This is a genomic window from Bacteroides sp. AM44-19 (assembly GCF_003603395.1).
Taxonomy (GTDB): Bacteria; Bacteroidota; Bacteroidia; order Bacteroidales; family Bacteroidaceae; genus Bacteroides; species Bacteroides uniformis.
In genome coordinates this window covers 1-20,325 of record NZ_QTNB01000028.1, presented here as the reverse complement: position 1 = coordinate 20,325, position 20,325 = coordinate 1, and the positions used below count along the sequence as shown (strand labels likewise).

Annotated in this window: 18 protein-coding genes; 7 read left to right on the top strand and 11 right to left on the bottom strand. The window is 46.2% G+C overall.

Features of this window, described 5'->3' with window-relative positions; all coding sequences use genetic code 11:
- Nucleotides 1–499 precede the first annotated feature (499 nt).
- On the top strand, nucleotides 500–1,249 hold the full coding sequence (locus DW947_RS20130; RefSeq protein ID WP_119958613.1) for a hypothetical protein: 750 nt from the start codon (nucleotides 500–502) through the stop codon (nucleotides 1,247–1,249).
- A 293-nt stretch (nucleotides 1,250–1,542) separates the two neighbouring features.
- Here the strand turns inward: DW947_RS20130 and DW947_RS20125 are convergent, their stop codons facing one another.
- Nucleotides 1,543–2,169, bottom strand: coding sequence for a Type 1 glutamine amidotransferase-like domain-containing protein (locus DW947_RS20125; RefSeq protein ID WP_004315354.1), 627 nt, complete (start codon nucleotides 2,167–2,169; stop codon nucleotides 1,543–1,545).
- A 1,138-nt stretch (nucleotides 2,170–3,307) separates the two neighbouring features.
- Here DW947_RS20125 and clpB point away from each other — a divergent pair.
- Nucleotides 3,308–5,902, top strand: coding sequence for an ATP-dependent chaperone ClpB (gene clpB / locus DW947_RS20115; RefSeq protein WP_005832699.1), 2,595 nt, complete (start codon nucleotides 3,308–3,310; stop codon nucleotides 5,900–5,902).
- Nucleotides 5,903–5,987: 85 nt separating this feature from the next.
- Here clpB and DW947_RS20110 read toward each other — a convergent pair whose 3' ends face one another.
- From DW947_RS20110 to nusB, 5 genes are all read right to left on the bottom strand, one after another.
- Nucleotides 5,988–6,419: a DUF5606 domain-containing protein gene (locus DW947_RS20110; RefSeq protein ID WP_117963715.1), complete on the bottom strand. Its 432-nt coding sequence runs from the start codon at nucleotides 6,417–6,419 to the stop codon at nucleotides 5,988–5,990.
- A gap of 109 nt (nucleotides 6,420–6,528) precedes the next feature.
- Complete coding sequence (gene coaE, locus DW947_RS20105) at nucleotides 6,529–7,137, bottom strand: dephospho-CoA kinase (protein WP_005831790.1); 609 nt, start codon at nucleotides 7,135–7,137, stop codon at nucleotides 6,529–6,531.
- Entirely contained in the window at nucleotides 7,127–8,143 is a 1,017-nt protein-coding gene (locus tag DW947_RS20100; protein ID WP_005831792.1) for a YbbR-like domain-containing protein, read from the bottom strand. The genes coaE and DW947_RS20100 overlap by 11 nt, the downstream gene beginning before the upstream one ends.
- Before the next feature lie 15 nt (nucleotides 8,144–8,158).
- A complete protein-coding gene (gene yajC / locus DW947_RS20095) occupies nucleotides 8,159–8,494 on the bottom strand; it encodes a preprotein translocase subunit YajC (RefSeq protein ID WP_005831794.1) in 336 nt (111 codons plus the stop codon).
- Nucleotides 8,495–8,532: 38 nt separating this feature from the next.
- Nucleotides 8,533–9,459 (bottom strand): transcription antitermination factor NusB, encoded by a 927-nt coding sequence (gene nusB / locus DW947_RS20090; RefSeq protein ID WP_005831796.1) that lies wholly within the window; start codon nucleotides 9,457–9,459, stop codon nucleotides 8,533–8,535.
- Between the two features lie 219 nt (nucleotides 9,460–9,678).
- Here nusB and DW947_RS20085 point away from each other — a divergent pair, with 219 nt between their 5' ends.
- The 5 genes from DW947_RS20085 to DW947_RS20065 all read left to right on the top strand — a co-directional run bounded on the left by DW947_RS20085 (nucleotide 9,679) and on the right by DW947_RS20065 (nucleotide 13,058).
- Complete coding sequence (locus DW947_RS20085; RefSeq protein WP_005831798.1) at nucleotides 9,679–10,086, top strand: PUR family DNA/RNA-binding protein; 408 nt, start codon at nucleotides 9,679–9,681, stop codon at nucleotides 10,084–10,086.
- A gap of 138 nt (nucleotides 10,087–10,224) precedes the next feature.
- Entirely contained in the window at nucleotides 10,225–10,815 is a 591-nt protein-coding gene (locus tag DW947_RS20080) for a 50S ribosomal protein L25/general stress protein Ctc (protein WP_005831799.1), read from the top strand.
- A gap of 261 nt (nucleotides 10,816–11,076) precedes the next feature.
- Nucleotides 11,077–11,640 carry an aminoacyl-tRNA hydrolase gene (gene pth / locus DW947_RS20075; RefSeq protein ID WP_005831801.1) on the top strand — a complete coding sequence of 188 codons (564 nt, stop codon included), beginning with the start codon at nucleotides 11,077–11,079 and terminating at the stop codon, nucleotides 11,638–11,640.
- Nucleotides 11,637–12,056, top strand: a complete 420-nt coding sequence (locus DW947_RS20070; RefSeq protein WP_005831803.1) for an RNA-binding S4 domain-containing protein — start codon at nucleotides 11,637–11,639, stop codon at nucleotides 12,054–12,056. Before pth ends, DW947_RS20070 begins: the two co-directional genes overlap by 4 nt.
- A gap of 15 nt (nucleotides 12,057–12,071) precedes the next feature.
- Nucleotides 12,072–13,058, top strand: coding sequence for a Gfo/Idh/MocA family protein (locus DW947_RS20065; RefSeq protein ID WP_005831805.1), 987 nt, complete (start codon nucleotides 12,072–12,074; stop codon nucleotides 13,056–13,058).
- Nucleotides 13,059–13,079: 21 nt separating this feature from the next.
- Here the strand turns inward: DW947_RS20065 and DW947_RS20060 are convergent, their stop codons facing one another.
- The 5 genes from DW947_RS20060 to hisG all read right to left on the bottom strand — a co-directional run bounded on the left by DW947_RS20060 (nucleotide 13,080) and on the right by hisG (nucleotide 20,260).
- Nucleotides 13,080–15,350: a cation:proton antiporter gene (locus tag DW947_RS20060; protein ID WP_117963716.1), complete on the bottom strand. Its 2,271-nt coding sequence runs from the start codon at nucleotides 15,348–15,350 to the stop codon at nucleotides 13,080–13,082.
- 176 nt (nucleotides 15,351–15,526) lie between these two features.
- Complete coding sequence (gene hisB, locus DW947_RS20055; RefSeq protein ID WP_057281685.1) at nucleotides 15,527–16,675, bottom strand: bifunctional histidinol-phosphatase/imidazoleglycerol-phosphate dehydratase HisB; 1,149 nt, start codon at nucleotides 16,673–16,675, stop codon at nucleotides 15,527–15,529.
- 132 nt (nucleotides 16,676–16,807) lie between these two features.
- Nucleotides 16,808–17,848 carry a histidinol-phosphate transaminase gene (gene hisC, locus DW947_RS20050; RefSeq protein WP_044467623.1) on the bottom strand — a complete coding sequence of 347 codons (1,041 nt, stop codon included), beginning with the start codon at nucleotides 17,846–17,848 and terminating at the stop codon, nucleotides 16,808–16,810.
- A gap of 45 nt (nucleotides 17,849–17,893) precedes the next feature.
- Nucleotides 17,894–19,207 (bottom strand): histidinol dehydrogenase, encoded by a 1,314-nt coding sequence (gene hisD / locus DW947_RS20045; protein WP_044467624.1) that lies wholly within the window; start codon nucleotides 19,205–19,207, stop codon nucleotides 17,894–17,896.
- Nucleotides 19,208–19,408: 201 nt separating this feature from the next.
- Nucleotides 19,409–20,260, bottom strand: coding sequence for an ATP phosphoribosyltransferase (gene hisG / locus DW947_RS20040; protein WP_044467625.1), 852 nt, complete (start codon nucleotides 20,258–20,260; stop codon nucleotides 19,409–19,411).
- Between the last annotated feature and the right edge of the window lie 65 nt (nucleotides 20,261–20,325).

Below are 20,325 nucleotides of genomic sequence, written 5' to 3'. Positions count from 1 at the left end.
GGTGGTACACGTTTCAAATGCTACCCGGGTCCCTTTTCAAGTGTTAGCTACAAGATAGCTGGGACGAGTTCAAAAGTGAACTTGCAAAACGAGGTGTTCACTTAGAGTTTGTCTATAAGGATAAGGAGCGAACCAAGGTTCAAGGCATCCGTTTCTGCAAGGATGGATATAGCTTCAAGGGTACGCAGATTAGCCGAGACTATAGCTTTGGCAAACTGAATGCGAGATTAGAGGGAAAGGAGAACCTTTTATCAGCAAGAGCCAAATCTGCTCAGCAATACGAGCAAGGCAATCACAAGAACAACCAGGAGTCATCCATATCGGAGAGCAGTCAAGACCCTTGGGACGGTATTTCTTCCATAGGACTTTTTGCTCCTGCCAACGCTCAGACCTTTGAGTCTTTCCCAGAGGATGAATCAGCCAAGAAGAAAAAGAAGAAACGCAGAAAGGGCTTTAGCCTTTGATGCAAGTTACAAACCATTCAAACAACAAAAGAAAGATGAAAGAAGAACTATTGGAAGCCATCTACGGCACAGTTGAGAGATTGGAGCAGAAAGTCGATGAACTTTCTGCTTCACCAAAGTACGCAGGAGCGGAAACCGTTCCTGCAAGTAATGACACAACCAAGTTGGAGAAATCAATCATTGCTATGTTTGGCAAGGAAGAGGAAGTCAGAGGTAAAATATCCAAATTAAGAGATGCCATTGTTGTTTTTGTTGACCTTATCAAGGCTGAACTCGGCAAAAATGAGCAGCGAAGCAAGCTCTTGGTTGATGCTGTCAAGCAGATGAGACAAGAGAATGATGTTTCCTCGAAGGCATTGCAAGACAAACTTGAAGTGATGAACAATTCACCTCAAAAGAAAGTTGTAACCCATCGCTTTGAGCCTACTTCAAAGTATGTTCTTCTTTTCATCGGAGGCTTGGTCCTATCTCTTGTTATCTCCATTTGGGGCAACCTCAACCAATGGCGAGCGCATCAAGATTGGGAGGAGGCTGATTTGAAGTATAGGGCATTGAAGATGGTGCTTCCATCCGATGACCCGAATGTTAGTTACATCGAAAAGCATTTTTCAGTTTGCCGAGATGAGAAAGTTATAGATGATGTAAGAAATTGTGTTGCTGCCTACGAGGATTCTATTCGCCATCATCATGAAATGGTTGAAATGGCTACTTATAAAGATAGTATAGCCAATAAGCTTTTGCAAGAATCAAATCGCATAAAACGTGCTATGAAAAGCTCAAAATAAAGTTTCTGGAAACTAACTAAACTAAATGAGAGGGAAATAAACTTAATACATTCCCCTCTCATTTATTTAGTGTAATTTTGGAATATAATCTTTATCCCTTTATAATAAGGACATTGGGAGGATTGTCCGATTTTGAGGTAACGAATTGCCAACCGTTCTAGTTGCTGCATTCTGCTTTGATATGCTTTCTTGGCATCTCGTCTATGCTACAAAACGTTCTGAAATTTGCTGTGCTTTCACTAACGAGTGCGATTGTAACTGAATCAATATAGCAGAAATACGGTCTATTCTATTCATTTTGCATCTTTAATTTGAATATTTGAATCTTCAATAATAACAGCTTGTTTATTACTTATAGGAATAAGCTGCAACTTCTCATTATATAGTTGAACTATCTTTTCACCTTTTTTCTTGAATGGAAAATTTCCATAATGGGGAATCGTATAAAAATCGACCAAATCTAAAGAAGTACAGTCTTTCAATTCAGGAGCCTTTTCTATTGGATCAAAATTCACACTTCTCATATATTCTGCATCGGGAGAGGCTATTATTGCTCCGGCAGATTCCCCAATATACAGTTTACCCAATTTCACTTGTTTAGATATAATTTTATCAACACCTTTTCTTTTTAACTCTTGCAAAAGGAAAAATGTATTTCCACCTGTTATGTAGATATAATCGCATTTATGTAATATTGAAGATATTTCCTCTTTGGGCAGTTGGGTAATCTCGACTTCTTCAACAATCATTCCTGCTTCTTCTAAAGCCTTTTTCCCCTTTTTTACATAGAATCGTATTGGTTCTGTAAGGCTTGCAGTTGGTATAAAAGCTATAATTTTCCCTTGCAAATCTTCTTTGGCACAATCGACAAATAGATTAGCAACATCAGCAAATGATGAGCATAAAAATAATCTTTTCATATTCTATAATATTAAGTATAATACTTTTTGATACAAAGATAGCGTCTTCTATGACAGCCCTATGTCAGTAAGTCTAAATATTGAAGAGTTTTTTCATCGAAAGTACTTATTTTTTATAAGTAATTGAGAATGAGATAAGTTTTTATCTCATAAAAAGAAGAGGTTACGAATTAGAAATATACAGAATGTAGCATCCTGCTGTGATTTGCATAACCATTCAAAGAACTCTTTCGGTTGCAAAGGTACGATATTTAATCGGGGATAAAGAATGTTTTAAGATTTTTTTTAGTATTTGCATCTTTTCGATGAGCCAAGGACAGCTCATGTTTCTTTCGAGGGCAACGACAATGCATCTTATAACTGCAACATCATAAGCCATAATGCCAAACTCATACATAGGGAAGATGGCAACTATTTTATGGCTACAGCCACTGTGAGCACACAGGGACAAAATACCCCAATATTGCAACAGTACATGAAAGCCGATGTCAGAATCATCGTCAGCAATAAAACGTTATGGCAACAGGTATTCGGATAAACTATATCCGAATACCTGCTGTTTGTTTTTGGATGCATATTGTGTTGGTAAGCATCAGATTTTACGCAAAAGTTCTAATTTCCATAAAATTCCTCTTGTAAATCATTGGATATTTAGAAAAATATCGTATCTTTGTCCCCGAATTGAGGCGTTCTTTGCATATTGCAAAATACAGAAACGAGCAGAAGTCCGCTCGTTTCCATATTGTTACCTATATAATATAGGCAAACGCCCAACTTCTTGATTTTCAATCAAAGTCCAATTTAGAGCGAGTTAGCTACTAAAACATATAGGCCCTCACTACATAAGATGTGCATCTCGTACTACATGAGATGTACACCTCGTACTACATGAGATGCACATCTCATGCATGACATCCTTATTTGCCCTTCTCTTTAACCAATAGAGTTTAATACGAAAAGGAACTTTGCTCCAACTTCTTATCTAAAGAAGTAGAAAGAAACAAAACGACTGATTTACAGACAATTTGTCATTTTACATATTTTATATGCAGACAATTTGTCCGAAATGTGCCAATGGCAAATCTTTTGCGCCTTCCCAAGTGTTATGAAACTGATAAAATAGAAAGGAGAACAAAATATGAACTTTAACAACTTTACCATTAAAGCGCAAGAAGCGGTGCAGGAGGCTGTGAACCTGGTACAAAGCCGTGGACAGCAAGCCATCGAGCCCGTGCATGTGCTTCAAAGCGTGATGAAAGTGGGTGAAAATGTCACCAACTTCATCTTCCAGAAGCTGGGCATGAACGGTCAGCAGATAGCACTTGTACTGGACAAGCAAATTGATTCTCTGCCCAAGGTATCCGGCGGAGAGCCATACCTGAGCCGTGAAACGAACGAAGTGTTCCAGAAGGCCACCCAATATTCCAAGGAAATGGGTGATGAATTCGTCTCCCTGGAACCGGTACTGCTGGCTTTGCTGAATGTGAAAAGCACTGCATCCACCATTCTGAAAGATGCCGGGATGACGGAACGCGAACTGCGGGAAGCCATCAACGAACTGCGAAAAGGAGAAAAAGTAACTTCACAATCCAGCGAAGACACTTACCAGTCATTGGAAAAGTATGCCATCAATCTGAACGAAGCAGCCCGCAGCGGCAAACTGGATCCCGTCATCGGCCGTGACGAAGAGATACGGCGTGTCCTGCAGATTCTGAGCCGGCGTACCAAGAACAACCCGATTCTTATCGGTGAACCGGGTACCGGTAAAACGGCCATCGTAGAGGGACTTGCCCACCGTATCTTGCGTGGAGACGTCCCCGAGAACTTGAAGAACAAACAAGTCTACTCCCTGGATATGGGTGCACTGGTGGCCGGCGCCAAGTACAAAGGCGAATTTGAAGAACGTCTGAAGGCCGTTATCAACGAAGTGAAGAAGTCGGAAGGAGACATTATCCTCTTCATTGATGAAATCCATACCTTGGTGGGTGCCGGCAAGGGCGAAGGTGCCATGGATGCCGCCAACATCTTGAAACCCGCCTTGGCACGCGGTGAACTGAGGAGCATCGGGGCCACTACCCTCGATGAATATCAGAAGTATTTCGAAAAGGACAAAGCGTTGGAGCGCCGCTTCCAGATTGTCATGGTGAACGAACCGGACACGCTGAGCACCATCTCCATTCTGCGTGGTCTGAAGGAACGTTATGAGAACCATCACCACGTACGGATTAAGGACGATGCCATCATCGCCGCCGTAGAGTTGAGCAACCGTTACATCACCGACCGTTTCTTGCCGGACAAGGCTATCGACCTGATGGACGAAGCCGCCGCCAAGCTGCGTATGGAGGTCGATTCCGTACCGGAAGAGCTGGACGAGATTTCGCGTAAGATAAAGCAGCTGGAGATTGAACGTGAAGCCATCAAGCGCGAAAACGACAAGCCCAAGCTGGAACAAATCGGCAAAGAACTTGCCGAGCTGAAGGAGCAGGAAAACTCGTACAAGGCGAAATGGCAAAGTGAAAAGACCCTTGTCAACAAAATCCAGCAGAATAAGGTGGAAATAGAGAACCTGAAGTTCGAGGCCGACAAGGCTGAACGGGAAGGCGACTATGGCCGGGTGGCCGAAATACGCTACGGCAAACTGCAAGCGCTGAACCAGGAGATTGAAGAAACGCAGCAAAAACTGCACGAGATGCAGGGCGACAAGGCCATGATTAAAGAGGAAGTGGACGCTGAAGACATCGCCGACGTAGTATCCCGCTGGACCGGCATACCGGTAAGCAAGATGCTGCAAAGCGAAAAGGACAAACTGTTGCATCTGGAGGCGGAACTGCACCAGCGGGTTATCGGGCAGGACGAAGCCATCGAGGCCGTATCCGATGCCGTACGACGCAGCCGTGCCGGACTGCAAGACCCGAAACGTCCTATCGGCTCATTCCTTTTCCTGGGAACCACCGGTGTAGGTAAGACGGAATTGGCAAAGGCGCTGGCGGAGTTCCTCTTTGACGACGAGACGATGATGACCCGTATCGACATGAGCGAGTATCAGGAGAAACACAGCGTTTCCCGTCTGGTAGGAGCGCCTCCGGGATATGTGGGCTACGATGAAGGTGGACAACTGACAGAAGCCGTAAGGCGGAAACCGTATTCTGTCGTCCTATTCGACGAAATCGAGAAAGCGCATCCGGACGTATTCAACATCTTGCTGCAAGTGCTGGATGACGGACGTCTGACGGACAACAAAGGGCGTACGGTCAACTTCAAGAATACGATTATCATCATGACCTCCAACATGGGCAGCGGCTATATCCAAAGCCAGATGGAGAAACTAAACAGTAGCAATAAGGAGCAAATCGTAGAGGAAACCAAGAAGGAAGTGATGAATATGCTGAAAAAGACCATCCGCCCGGAATTCCTGAACCGTATCGACGAGACCATCATGTTCCTGCCACTGACAGAGCCCGAAATCAAGCAAATTGTGGTGCTCCAAATCAAGAGTGTGCAGAAGATGCTTTCCGGTAACGGTGTGGAACTTGTTCTGACAAATGCCGCCATAGACTTCCTTGCCAATGCAGGGTATGACCCTGAATTCGGCGCCCGTCCGGTGAAACGTGCCATCCAGCACTATTTGCTGAACGACTTGTCGAAGAAGCTGCTGGCTCAGGAAGTAGACCGCAGCAAGCCTATTACAGTGGATGCCAATACCACTGACGACGGACTGGTTTTCAGAAATTAAAAGCAATCCGTATCCCCCAATAAAAGAGGCGATTCCCGACTATTGAGAATCGCCTCTTTTATTTTGTATTTCAATCCTTCTCCGATTACTCGGCCTTGCTTTCCTCCTTCGTTTCTGCCGCAGGAGTTTCTTCAAAATCCGTCATACCGCTTGCCACCAGCAAATTATACCAAACAATCAATTTCTTGATGTCGGACGGATATACGCGGTCGCGATCGAAGGTAGGCAATACCTCTGCCAGGTAAGCACGCAAGTCGTCAGCAGTAGCTTTCTTCAAATCCAGCACTACGGCAGCACCATTTTCCTTTTTCTTCATGGAAAGAAACACTTCCTTCAAAGGAACATCTTCCGTATCTGTATACATGGCGATATCGCCCAAAGAAGTAATCTTCTCATTACCATAGGCAGGGAAACGTTTCTTGTCTGCAAGCGACTCTACAATCAACATATTTTTTCCCTGAGAAACAAGCTTATACAATCCCGGTTTACCGGAAATGGACAAAATAGTCTTCAACATAATATATTCTGTTTTGATGATTAGTAGTTATTTTTTTCGGGGGGCAAAGATAATGTAAGCCGAAGACAATACAAAATAAGCTTGCTTATTTTTATTGTTAAGGAGATGCCTATTTGCGTAACAGATAGTGCATTTTTTCAGATAGCGAACCGATTAGCTCTAAAACTTGCGGAATCAATGGGGTTTCGCCATCATTTACAATGACAAAATCTGCATATTTACGCTTTTCTTCGTCATTCATCTGGCTACGGATACGCTTTTCTATCAATTCGCGCGAGGAAGCATCCCGCCGGACGGCACGTAAAATGCGCACCTCTTCGGGCGCATAGACCATAACAATAGCATCCACTTCACCCGCAAACCCCGCTTCGACCAGAATGGCCGATTCTATACCGACAATGGGAAAAGCGGTGCGGCATTGTGTCCACCGCCTGAAATCCTCCTTTACACGAGGATGCACAATACAGTTGATTTCTTTGGCATGCTCCGGACTGCCGAAAAGATAAGACGCCAACAAAGGCTTGTTCAGCGTGCCACCGGCATACACTTCCGCACCAAGCAAAGCTGACAGTTCCTCGCGGATAAATGAGTCGGAAACCATCAACCTCTTCGTTTCCAAATCCGAGATATAGACGGGAACACCCAATACCTCCAGCAGCCGGGATACCGTACTCTTTCCGCTACCGATACCACCGGTTATACCTATCTTAATCGCCATAATCAGGAGAAACTTGCTCTATCAGAAAATCCACTTGTGCCGGATTGAAGCGTACCTGGCTCACCCCTTTCGGCAGATTCTTAATCTTTACCGTATACTTGTCGGAACCCAGACGGAGCAGTTCCTCATAGGACACGTAAATATGAAAATCATCAGCGTTAATCTGCCTGAAATGACTCAGACCAACCTGAAACGTGACCTGCACCTTGGAAGGGAAAGCGCGCAGCACCTTGTCGGCAGGAAAGTTAACGCCACGCAACGGCACCTCCACTGTCTTTTCCGTATAAATATCCACCGGAAGCATCATCTCAATGGAAGAAGGCACAAACTTCACACCTTTCTGGATACGCAGGGGGACTTGCTGCCTCAAGGTATCCGATATATCTTCCAGCTTCACCGGTTGCGTATAGGCAACAGCAATCGTATCCAGCACGCCTTGCGGCGCATACACCAATACGGAATCGGGACTGAATATCGTATCCGAAAGATAATACTCACGTCCGGCACTCAGCGTGCCGCGCAGCTTCACCGGCACCAGTTTGGAGGCTCCCGTCGAATAGATGTACTCCAATGTATCCGGCTTCATGGAAAGCAGGCGGGTAGAGGCATTCAGCTGGTTCAGCACTTTCTTTTCAAACTGCGAGGGATATATCCTTACTTGATTATCCACGCCCTTATAATCGGCATAATCGAGAATAACGGGATAAAAGCTCTTTCCCAACATATAGTTGAGCAGTACCGTTCCCTTATCCTTTACCTTGATACGGAGTTCTGAAGCAGGTTCAGAGGTAATCACCACATTATTGGGCACTCCCTTCAGCCGCACCGGTATAGAAAAGTCCGCCTCATAGTCGTTGTTCAAGGTCTGCAAGAGCCAGAAGCCACCGGCTACAAAGAAAAAAAACAAAAAAATGAAGAACTCCCTGCTTTTATCGCTAAGCAGAAAGTCCTTCACTTCTCTTGATATCTTCAGATATGTACGTTGTATGTTCCTACGTTCAAACATAGGCTCACATTTCTATTATTTAGATGCCTGACTGCTGTTCGCATCAGCAGCTGCAGCAAAAATAGAATTCTTGTCTATACGAATCTTAACGTTAGAAGCGATTTCAAGCACCACATCATTGTCGTTGATTTCCTTGATAACACCATGGATACCACCAGCTGTGATTACTTTCTGATTCACTTGAAGCGATTTACGGAAGTTTGCTATTTCCTTTTGCTTCTTGTTTTGAGGACGAATCATAAAGAAATACATAATAACGAACATGGCTATCAGCATAATCCACATCATGCTACCACCACCGGCAGGGCCTGCAGCGGGAGCCTGCAGGAAGAATACAGTCATTAAGTTCATAAATACTCAGTTTTGGTTTCTATTATTAAACAAAGGTATTAGTTTTTCGTTAACTTACCTTCTTTTTTTAATTGATTAACTATTCCATCCAATGTACCGTTCACGAAGCTGCCACTTTTGGCCGTGCTGTAAACTTTGGCAATATCGACATATTCGTTCAACGAAACACTCACCGGAATGTTCGGGAAACTTAATATTTCGGCCAAGGCACACTGCATGATTACAACATCCATAAAGGCTACACGGTCCAAGTCCCAATTACGCGTATTCTCGCTGATGAGGTGACGGTAATAGTCACAGTTCAAGATGGCACGGCGGAACAAACGGCGTGCAAATTCCTGGTCTTCCTCATCCTTGAACTCTGGTAGAAGTTCCTGATTGGCACCATTCTTCTCTTCAAAGCGCTTGATGGTTTTCAGTACGAAAGTATCCACAATCTCCTTGTCGTCATTCCAGTAGAGGCTCTGGTCTTCGAGCACATTGTCCAAGGCTTCGTTGTTGAAGACAAAAGTCTTATACAGCTTTCTCCACAATTCACGGTCGTATTCGTAAGAATTGTCCGAAGAAGCCATATATTCCTTATATATATCTGATTCCACAATTTTCTCATACAATCCCTTGACAAAGTCTTCATCATTGGCCCACGTGCGCTTTTGGTTGGCAATGAATTCCGTCAATTGTTTGTTCACTTCCAACTGGGCTATGAACTTGTTTTCCACAAATTTCATGTTGGGATACAGCTCCTCGGCAGTGGGAGCCAGCTTAGCTTTTGCCGCATCAATACGTTTTTGTGCGTAGTTCGTCAAAGCTATCATCAGCATCAGCAGGTAGTTGTAGAGGTCGTATGCCTTTGAAAGGCTAAAGAACAATTCTTTCTCCGCTGAGTCTAAATTTTTACTGCCATTCTGATAATAAGCATATACAATCTGTATAATCTTAAGACGAATAAGAACTCTGTTGATCATAATTCTAAAGTAAATACTAGTGTTTTAACAAGGCGCAAAAGTAGGCATTTTTAATGAGTTTACATAAATAAATCACATTTTTTAATGCAGATATTGATTATCCGGTCTTTTTCTTTTGACAGTTTAAAAAAAATCGTCAATTTTGAGCCCGATAAAGAGCTAAAAGCTACGAGATACGAGTTTTAAGGTGATAATATCAAAATTGAGACCTATTATAATATGGAAGACTTTAAGAAGAAAAACGCAGCGGACATGAATGACAAGGAGATTGTATTCTCCCAATCCATCAAAGCAGGTAAGCGCATCTACTATTTAGACGTCAAGAAAAACAGAAAAGACGAAATGTTTCTCGCCATCACGGAAAGCAAGAAGATTGTGATGGGCGAAGGAGACGACTCGCAGGTAAGTTTCGAAAAGCACAAAATCTTTCTATACAAAGAGGATTTTGAAAAGTTCATGAACGGACTTCAGCAAGCCATCGGCTTCATCCAGGAACAGCAAGGCTGCTATACAAGACATACCACTGACGAAGAGGCTGAAAGTCCCGAAACGGGAAAAGAAGAACTGCCGAAAGAGGAAAAAGCGTCTTCATTGGAAGGAGAAATCAAGATAGACATTGAATTTTAAGTTATAACCTTTTGATAATTCAAAAAGAAGCTGTACTTTTGCACCGCTTTTTTGCAACATCGTGTGGCAAGCCACATCGTGTGATGGTGAATTAAGCAAAAAATTTACTTAATTTAGAGTAACACAAAAATTTTTAAAATGAAATCAATTGAAGTAAAAGGAACTGCAAGAACTATTGCAGAACGTTCTTCGGAACAAGCAAGAGCTTTGAAAGCTATTCGTAAAAACAACGGTGTACCTTGCGTACTTTATGGTGCAGGTGAAAATGTTCACTTCACTGTACCTGCAGAGGGTCTGCGTAACTTGGTTTACACTCCGCACATCTACGTAGTTGACTTGGTGATTGATGGCAAGAAAGTAAACGCTATCATGAAAGATATCCAATTCCACCCCGTAAAGGATACTATCCTGCACGTTGACTTCTATCAAATTGACGAGGCTAAGCCTATCGTTATGGAAGTTCCGGTACAGATGGAAGGTTTGGCAGAAGGTGTTAAGGCCGGTGGTAAGCTGGTACTCCAGATGCGTAAGCTGAAAGTAAGAGCTTTGTATAACGTAATTCCTGAAAGACTGATTATCAACGTTGCCCACTTGGGACTTGGTAAGACTGTTAAAGTTGGCGAATTGCAATATGAAGGATTGGAATTGCTGAATGCCAAAGAAGCTGTTGTATGCGCCGTTAAGCTGACTCGTGCTGCAAGAGGTGCCGCTGCTGCTGCAGGCAACTAATCGATTCTTTTCAAGAAAGACTAAATATTCGGGAACGCGGATTAACGCAGCCAACGCAGATTTCATACTGATTTCCGCGGAAAGTTGCGATAATCCGCGTTCTTTTTACGGCTCACGAGAGTGTATAATTCACCACAGATTACACAGATTTGCACAGATAGACATCTTTGATTATCGGTACATTAAATTCATTCTGTGTTAATCTGTGTAATCTGTGGTGAATACTAGTTTTAACACCCTCATAAACAGGAAGCACTGACTATGAAATATTTAATTGTAGGATTGGGCAATATCGGCCCCGAATATCACGAAACCCGCCATAACATCGGATTCATGGCAGTAGATGCTCTGGCCAAAGCAGCGGGTGCCACTTTTACCGACGGACGTTATGGTTTCACCACAACACTGTCAGTCAAGGGACGCCAACTGTTACTGCTGAAGCCTTCCACCTTTATGAATCTCAGCGGCAACGCCGTGCGCTACTGGATGCAAAAAGAAAACATTCCATTGGAGAATGTGTTGGTAGTGGTAGATGACCTGGCACTGCCTTTCGGCACACTGCGCCTGAAAGGTAAGGGAAGCGATGCGGGACATAACGGCCTTAAGCATATTGCATCAACGCTGGGCACCCAGAATTATGCACGCCTGCGTTTCGGCATCGGCAATGACTTTCCCCGTGGTGGGCAGATTGACTATGTGCTGGGACATTTTACCGATGAAGATTGGAAAACAATGGGCGAGAGATTGGAAACAGCCGGAGAAATCATCAAAAGTTTCTGTCTGGCGGGAATAGATATCACCATGAATCAATATAACAAGAAATGAACGAAGCCAGAATTGACAAATGGATGTGGGCCGTACGCATCTTCAAGACACGTACCATAGCCGCCGAAGCCTGCAAAAAAGGACGCATCAGCATCAATGGCGCACTGGCAAAGGCTGCCCGTACAGTGAAACCGGGAGACGTCATCCAGGTGCGCAAGCCCCCCGTCACCTATTCCTTCAAAGTTCTGCAGCCCATCGAAAAGCGTGTCGGCGCAAAGTTAGTGGCCGAAATGATGGAGAATGTAACGACTCCGGAACAGTATGAACTGCTGGAGATGAGCCGTGTCAGCGGTTTCGTCAACCGTGCCAAAGGTACCGGACGGCCAACGAAAAAAGACCGCCGGAGTCTGGAAGAATTTACAGAACCGGAATTTCTGGATGATTTCGACTTTGAATTCGATTTTGAGGAAGAGTAAAATAAGGGAAAGATTATGAGCGAGAGAATAATTAAATGGGGATTCATCGGTTGCGGAGAAGTGACCAAATACAAAAGCGGACCGGCATTCCAGAAAATAGAGAACTCCGAAGTAGTGGCCGTCATGAGCCGAAATGGTGACAAGGCCAAGACCTACGCCAAGGAAAGAGGGATTCCTAAATGGTACGACGATGCCCAGGAGCTGATTGACGACGAAGAGGTGAACGCCGTGTACATTGCCACTCCTCCTTCTTCACATGCTACGTACGCCATCATGTCCATGAAGGCAGGTAAACCGGTCTACATAGAGAAGCCGATGGCCGTTACCTACGAAGAGTGCTGCCGCATCAACCGCATTTCCCAAGAAACGGGTGTTCCATGTTTTGTCGCGTATTACCGCCGCTATCTGCCCTACTTCCTGAAGGTAAAGTCACTGGTAGAGGAGGGACATATTGGCAATGTCATCAACATTCAAATCCGCTTCGCCCAGCCTCCCCGCGACCTCGACCATAACAAGGAAAACCTACCGTGGCGCGTGCAACCGGACATTGCTGGCGGAGGATACTTCTATGACCTTGCGCCCCACCAGATAGACTTGCTGCAGGAAATCTTCGGATGTATCCTCGAAGCCAGCGGCTACAAGAGCAACCGTGGCAGACTATATCCTGCCGAAGACACTCTAAGCGCATGTTTCCAGTTTGACAGCGGACTAGTAGGCAGCGGCTCCTGGTGTTTTGTCGCCCACGAATCCGCCCGCGAAGACCGTATAGAAATCATTGGAGACAAAGGCATGATTTGTTTCTCCGTATTCACCTATGACCCCATTGCGCTGCACACAGAAAGAGGGCGTGAGGAAATCATTGTCGAAAATCCCACCTACGTCCAACAACCGCTTATACAGGCAGTGGTAGACCACCTGCTGGGCAAGTCAGTCTGCGGCTGTGACGGCGAAAGCGCCACTCTGACCAACTGGGTAATGGACAAAATACTGAACAAACTCTGATTAGCGTTCATGGGGTAGACCTTACCCCATGTCGAAACCTTCACATTTCCAGCCGACCAGCTTGTACACATCGGCACTCTCGCCTACAATCCATACCACATCTCCCTCCACAAAAGGTTCATGCGGGTCGGGAGCATGCAAGGTCTCCCCTCCCCGCTCCACACCGGCAATCAGGCAGTGATATTTCTCGCGTATCCCTGCTTCTTTCAGGGTCTTGTTCAGGAAAGGGGACTGCCCGTCCACACAGAACTGGCGTAGAATCATCTCACTCTTCTCTATCACATCCGCATTCATGGCAGACACCTTATCCATCTCCTGGCCGAAGATGTTCAATTCCTCATCCGTGGCAATTACTTGTATCTTGTCCTGCGGGAAAAGGCGGACAGACGCTCCGGGAATATTAATCCGTTTCTTGCCCCGAAGGATAGAGACCACATGGATACCGTATTTCTTTCCAAAATTCAGCTCCGCCAATGTCCTGCCCACCCATGCCGACTCGCCGGGGATTTCAAAATCCGTCAGGTGCAGGTCGCGCGACAGCAGACGTCCCGCATACTCCGGTTTCTTCTCTCCCATATACTCGGCACGCATGTCGCGGTACCGCAGATTCTGGAAGAATGTCCTCTCTATCATGATGGACTGCTTCTTCAACTGGCGGGAGAGTATCATCAGGGTCACCAGCAGCACCGCCACTCCAAACACCAGACCGACGGACATCTTGAACAAACCGGCTATTACGAACATGACGAACGAAACGCCCAGCAGCAGACGCAGTACAATGGTGGCCACCAACGGTGCCCGGTTTCCACGGTTATCCTTCCATAAAGTCACGAACTCTTCCGAGTGGTTCTTTTTAATCATGATGGCACGCAGGAACGGAGCTATACACAGAATGATGATAAAGGCAGCCAACAGAGAGCCCCATACCCCGGGCAGACTGTCGTGCACGAAAGGCACCAGAAAACGGAACGCCAAAGCTATCACCGCCACGCAAATGATGGAATACACCACCGTAATCCTGACCAGCGCAAATATCAGTTTCTTCCACAGACTCTCGTGGTTCATGGTCTGCGAACCTGAAGCATAGCGGGTCAAGAACTTTCTCCATTTTTCCGGCAAATGCGTATCCACAAGATTGGAAGCGGGGCCTGCCAAACGAATCATATAAGGAGTAAGGAAGGTAGTGATGACAGACACCGCCACCACAATAGGATACAAGAAATGGCTGGTGACATGCAGCGACACGCCCAGCGAAGCTATAATAAAGGCAAACTCACCGATTTGCGTCAGACTGAAACCGCATTGCATAGCCGTCTTCAGCGGTTGCCCTGCCAGCAGCACGCCCAGCGTTCCGAAAAGGGATTGTCCGAGGATGACCGCCAGAGTAATCACGACAATAGGTCCCGCATACTCCACAATCATGGCCGGGTCTACCATCATGCCGACCGATACGAAGAAGATGGCGCCGAACAAGTCCTTGACCGGCTTCACCAGGCGCTCTATGCTCTCCGCCTCTACCGTCTCGGCAAGAATGGAGCCCATGATGAACGCGCCGAAAGCAGCCGAGAAACCCGTGTGCGCGGCCATCACCACCATACCGAAACAGAGTCCGAGAGAGACTATCAGCAAGGTTTCCTCGCTCATCAGCTTCCGGCACCGCTTCAGCAATCCGGGGATGAGGTATATCCCCACCACGAACCAAAGTATCAAGAAGAACAGCAGTTTGGCAATGCTCCCCAGCATCTCCGTACCCTCGAAGTTATGGCTGACTGCCATCGTGGAGAGCATCACCATCAATACGATGGCAAGAATATCCTCCAGGATAAGCACACTGAGCACCAGCCCCGTGAACTGTTTCTTGCGCATCCCCAAATCATCAAACGCCTTATAGATAATGGTAGTGGACGACATGGCAATCATACCGCCCAGGAAGATACAGTCCATCCGTTGCCAGCCGAACCCGGTACCTACCGCCACTCCCAACAATATCATACAAAAGATGATGGTACACGCAGCAATAATCGCCGCGCCTCCCACCTTCACAATCTTCTTGAAGCTGAATTCCAATCCCAGTGCAAACAGCAGGAAGATAACGCCTATATCCGCCCAGGTCTGTATATTAGCCGTGTCCATCACCGACGGTGTATAGGCCATGTGAGGGCTGGCAAGGAATCCTGCAACTACATATCCTAACACCAGCGGTTGCTTCAATTTCTTAAAAAGCAGGGTCATAATCCCCGCACAAATCAATATCAGAGCTAAATCAGCTATCAAAGGGGCTAAATGTGACATAACACTACTTATCTATTAATCAGAGATATACAACTGCAAAACTCTGCAATACATCTGCAGTAGCTCTGCAATACATCTGCAGTGGCTCTGCAAAAGCCTTGCAGCGTCACTGCAACTGCTTTGCAGCAACACTGCAAAAGGTATGCAGTAACTTTGCAGCAGTTGTCTATACGATTCTACAACACTCCTTTCGAGCTTGGCAGTTCAAAGTGATAAATATCCCTTTTCACCGCCATCTTCAGCGCACGTGCCAGCGCCTTGAAGATGCCTTCTATCTTATGATGTTCGTTCTGCCCTTCGGCTTTTACATTAAGATTCATCCGGGCGGCATCACTCAAGGACTTGAAGAAGTGCAGGAACATTTCCGTAGGCATGTCGCCTATCTTCTCGCGCTTGAACCCGGCATCCCATACCAACCACGGGCGACCGCCGAAGTCGAGGCACACCTGGCAGAGACAATCGTCCATAGGAAGGGCATAGCCGTAGCGTTCGATGCCGCGCTTGCTTCCTAAGGCCTGATAAAGGCAGTCGCCCAGAGCAAGAGCGGTATCCTCGATGGTGTGGTGCTCGTCCACTTCGAGGTCGCCTTTCACACGGATGGTGAGGTCCATGCCGCCGTGCTTGCCTATCTGCTCCAGCATGTGGTCGAAGAAGCCCAGTCCGGTCGCGATGTCACAATGCCCGTCACCATCCAGATTCAAGGATACGTATATATCTGTCTCCTTGGTAGTGCGACGTACTTCCGCCGTACGCTCACCGGCAAAGAGGAATTCGGCAACCTTATCCCAATCCCTGGTGGCGAGGGCGCAGTAATCTTCAAGTCCGTCACAAGCGGCACCGCCACCTTCGGAAACGGGTTTCAATGACGCCGTGTCATCTTGCAGAAGAATGGCGCGGCAGCCCAGATTCTTTGCCAGTTCCACATCCGTAGGCCGGTCGCCAATGACGAAACTGTGGGACAAATCGTAGTCCGGGTTATCGAGGTATTTGGCAAGCATTCCGGTACGCGGCTTGCGAGTCGGTGCATTGTCGTCGGGCATGCTGCGGTCTATGCAGATGTCGTCGAAGGTGATGCCTTCGCCTTCCAATGTCTTCATCATCAGGTTGTGTGCCGGCCAAAAGGTCTCTTCCGGAAAGGAAGTTGTGCCGAGCCCATCCTGATTGGTCACCATTACAAAATCAAAATCCAGCTTGCTGCGGATGAAGCCAAGATTGCGCATCACTTTCGGATAGAACTCCAGCTTCTCCAGGGAGTCCAGCTGATAATCAATGGGCGGCTCAATGACTAAAGTCCCGTCACGGTCTATAAAAAGTAGTTTCTTCATTTTAAAGGATATTTTTTTGAGGGAATAAAGGGAGTTATCGGGAGTTAGAAGGAGTTAGAGGCCGATAGTTCTTTGCATAAGCATTACTTATATAAAACAGCAGTATCGGCCTCTAACTCCCTTTAACTCCTTCTACATATATTCCTTCAGCGCTTCAATCAATTTTTCATTCTCCCCTCTCGTTCCTACCGTCACTCGCAGGCAATTTCCGCAGAGTGACACGGAATTACGGTTGCGGACAATGATACCCTTGCCTACCAGATAATTGTAAATCTTCACGGCATCCGTCACACGAGCTAGGAAGAAATTGGCATGGGAAGGGAACATCTTCACCGTACATGGCAGTGCGGCGAACTCGGCTTCCAGATTCTCCCGTTCTTCTTTCAGTGTCTTTACCCAACGTTCTATTTCATAATAGCGGTGAAGCATTTCCACTGCCTGCTTCTGTGTCAGCAGGTTCACGTTATAGGGATATTTTATCTTACTGAGGATGCCGATAATATCCGGTGAGGCAAATGCCATACCCAGACGGATGGCAGCACATCCCCATGCTTTGGAAAAGGTTTGCAGTACAATGAGATTCGGATATTGATTCAAATTTTCAAGGAAGGAAGGTGCCTCGGAGAAGTCATTGTATGCCTCGTCCAGTATCACCAACCCATCAAACCGGCGAATCAGCGTTTCAATTTCGCTACGGAGCAGGTCATTGCCGGTAGGATTGTTGGGAGAGCAGATAAAAATCAGTTTGGTATGCTCATCCGCAGCAGCCAGAAGCTTGTCGGCAGAGAACTGGAAATCCTCATCGAGCAGCACTTTACGGTACTCCACATCATTAACGTCAGCACAGACTTGATACATGCCGTAGGTAGGGTCGATGGCCACTACATTGTCCACACGGGGTTCACAAAAAGCACGGAACACCAAATCGATAGCTTCATCACTGCCATTCCCTAAAAAGATGGAATCGGGACTCACCTTTTTAATTCTAGACAATTCTGTCTTTAGCTCCCGCTGCATGGGGTCGGGATAACGGTTGTGCGGCATGTTATAAGGATTCTCGTTTGCATCGAGAAAAACGGATGCCGCAGCACCATTATATTCATCACGTGCTGAAGAATAAGGCTTCAGACGCCAGATATTCGGACGGGTAAGTTCTTGTAATGTTTTCACCATGTTATTTATGATTTGACAATTTACGATTAAAATTACTTTAAGCCATCAGCTCTCAATTTTCAACTTTCCATTTCCATTTTCCAACTGCCCCAGTCTCACACTCACAGCATTCTTATGCGCATCCAGCTGTTCATTGGCAGCCATCAGCTCGATGGCAGGGCCGATGATATTTAATCCTTCCGGCTTTATCTCCTGAAAAGTTATCTTGCGGATAAAGCTGTCGAGGCTGACACCGCTGTATGCTTTAGCATAGCCGTTTGTCGGCAGGGTATGGTTTGTGCCCGAAGCATAATCTCCCGCACTCTCCGGAGTAAGAGAACCCAGGAATACGGAACCGGCATTCACGATACGTTCTGCCACGGAAAGATAATCCTCGGTTTCTATGATAAGATGTTCGGGAGCATACGCGTTGGTCAATTCAATGGCTTCTGCCATGCTGTCCACTACAATCAGTTTGCTATTGGCAAGAGACTTTTCGGCAATCTCTTTACGTGGCAGTAAGGCCAGTTGGCGTTCCACTTCCACCTTTACAGCTTGTTGCAATTCGACAGAGGTCGTAATTAATATAGCCTGACTGTCCACTCCGTGTTCTGCCTGGCTCAACAAGTCGGCGGCGACAAAAATCGGATTAGCTGTTTCGTCAGCCAAAACTTCTACTTCCGAAGGTCCTGCCGGCATATCTATCGCCACATCACGCAAGCTCACAAGCTGTTTGGCAGCCGTGACATACTGATTTCCCGGACCGAATATCTTGTAAACCTTAGGCACACTTTCCGTTCCGTATGCCATAGCGGCAATGGCTTGTATGCCGCCAGCTTTGAAAATCCGGTTGACACCTGCCACTTTTGCGGCAAACAGCACAGCGGGATGTACCTTTCCGTCACGTCCCGGAGGGGTGCAGAGAACAATCTCCTTGCATCCGGCAATCCTGGCGGGAACGGCCAGCATCAGTACCGTAGAAAACAGCGGAGCCGTTCCTCCGGGGATATACAATCCCACCTTTTCTATGGCAACCGCTTTCTGCCAGCAGGTCACCCCCGGCTGAGTCTGCACTTTCTTGCCCTCAAAGCGTTGTGCGGCGTGGAAAGTCTCGATGTTCTGCTTTGCCAGGCGAATAGCTGCTTTCAAGTCTTCACTCACCAGGTTTTCCGCTTCCTGCTGTTCCTCTTCCGACACTGCCAGCGAGGCCAACACCACTTTATCAAATTTTTCTTCATAATCCAGCACAGCACGGTCTCCCTCCTCCTTCACACGGTCAATAACACTCCGCACCGTATCAAACAGATTCTCCGTATTCATCACCGGACGTTTCAGAATCTCTTGCCACTGGGATTTATCGGGATTACTAATCAATATCATAATGACATGTTTTTAAAGATTTATGCATAAACCATGATATTATTGGAGGTGTGTCAAAACTCTCTGAAGACTTTCTATTAGGCGCTGATTACGCGGATTTCACGGATTCATTTTACCGATTCCGCGCTATTTCGCGTAATTCGTACCTAATGTCGTAACATAAAGAAAGCGTTTATATACTTTTGACACATCCTCGAGGCTTTAAATTATCATTTTCTCAATCGGCAGCACCAGAATGCCTTCTGCCCCCAGCGCTTTCAGCTTTCCGATAATCTCCCAGAAACACTTCTCGTCGAGCACCGTATGTACCGAGCACCAGCCTTCTTGTGCCAAAGGCATTACCGTGGGGCTCTTCATGCCCGGAAGTACAGAGACAATCTCATCCAGTTTCTCTTTCGGGGCATTCATCAGCACATATTTCTTATCTTCGGCTGTCTTCACGGCATCCATACGGAACAACAGCTCCCTCAATATCTCTTGCTTTTCCTCGCTCATGTTCTTGTTGCCAATCAGTAGCGCTTCGGACTTCATCACAACCTCCACTTCCTTCAAACGGTTGCTCACCAGCGTAGAACCGGAACTTACAATATCGAAAATAGCATCTGCCAGACCGATGCCCGGCGCCACTTCTACCGACCCCGTAATGACGTGTATCTCCGCATTCACCCCATTCTCTTTCAAAAAGCCGGAAAGGATACCCGGATAAGATGTCGCAATCTTCTTTCCGTGAAACCACTTCACCCCCGGATACTCAATATCCTTCGGCATGGCAAGAGACAGACGGCATTTGCTGAATCCCAGACGCTTGATTATCTCCGCATCCTCATTCTTCTCAACAAATTCATTCTCACCCACAATGCCTATATCAGCCACCCCAGTAGCCACAGACTGCGGAATGTCGTCATCCCTCAGAAACAACACTTCAAGAGGAAAGTTTGACGACTGCACCAACAACGAGCGCTTCATGGCACTCAACTTTATATCCGATTCTCCCAAAAACGACATGGTCTCGTCATACAGACGACCCTTAGCTTGTACTGCAATTCTTAACATAAGGTTATTTACTATTTTAGATTTTTATCGATTTGACTTAACCAATTGAAGAATAAACTTTTAGC

Coding starts and splice junctions, on each gene's coding strand:
- DW947_RS20130 (WP_119958613.1), top strand. CDS start 500: ATGAAAGAAGAACTATTGGAAGCCATCTACGGCACAGTTGAGAGATTG.
- DW947_RS20125 (WP_004315354.1), bottom strand. CDS start 2,169: ATGAAAAGATTATTTTTATGCTCATCATTTGCTGATGTTGCTAATCTA.
- clpB (WP_005832699.1), top strand. CDS start 3,308: ATGAACTTTAACAACTTTACCATTAAAGCGCAAGAAGCGGTGCAGGAG.
- DW947_RS20110 (WP_117963715.1), bottom strand. CDS start 6,419: ATGTTGAAGACTATTTTGTCCATTTCCGGTAAACCGGGATTGTATAAG.
- coaE (WP_005831790.1), bottom strand. CDS start 7,137: ATGGCGATTAAGATAGGTATAACCGGTGGTATCGGTAGCGGAAAGAGT.
- DW947_RS20100 (WP_005831792.1), bottom strand. CDS start 8,143: ATGTTTGAACGTAGGAACATACAACGTACATATCTGAAGATATCAAGA.
- yajC (WP_005831794.1), bottom strand. CDS start 8,494: ATGAACTTAATGACTGTATTCTTCCTGCAGGCTCCCGCTGCAGGCCCT.
- nusB (WP_005831796.1), bottom strand. CDS start 9,459: ATGATCAACAGAGTTCTTATTCGTCTTAAGATTATACAGATTGTATAT.
- DW947_RS20085 (WP_005831798.1), top strand. CDS start 9,679: ATGGAAGACTTTAAGAAGAAAAACGCAGCGGACATGAATGACAAGGAG.
- DW947_RS20080 (WP_005831799.1), top strand. CDS start 10,225: ATGAAATCAATTGAAGTAAAAGGAACTGCAAGAACTATTGCAGAACGT.
- pth (WP_005831801.1), top strand. CDS start 11,077: ATGAAATATTTAATTGTAGGATTGGGCAATATCGGCCCCGAATATCAC.
- DW947_RS20070 (WP_005831803.1), top strand. CDS start 11,637: ATGAACGAAGCCAGAATTGACAAATGGATGTGGGCCGTACGCATCTTC.
- DW947_RS20065 (WP_005831805.1), top strand. CDS start 12,072: ATGAGCGAGAGAATAATTAAATGGGGATTCATCGGTTGCGGAGAAGTG.
- DW947_RS20060 (WP_117963716.1), bottom strand. CDS start 15,350: ATGTCACATTTAGCCCCTTTGATAGCTGATTTAGCTCTGATATTGATT.
- hisB (WP_057281685.1), bottom strand. CDS start 16,675: ATGAAGAAACTACTTTTTATAGACCGTGACGGGACTTTAGTCATTGAG.
- hisC (WP_044467623.1), bottom strand. CDS start 17,848: ATGGTGAAAACATTACAAGAACTTACCCGTCCGAATATCTGGCGTCTG.
- hisD (WP_044467624.1), bottom strand. CDS start 19,207: ATGATATTGATTAGTAATCCCGATAAATCCCAGTGGCAAGAGATTCTG.
- hisG (WP_044467625.1), bottom strand. CDS start 20,260: ATGTTAAGAATTGCAGTACAAGCTAAGGGTCGTCTGTATGACGAGACC.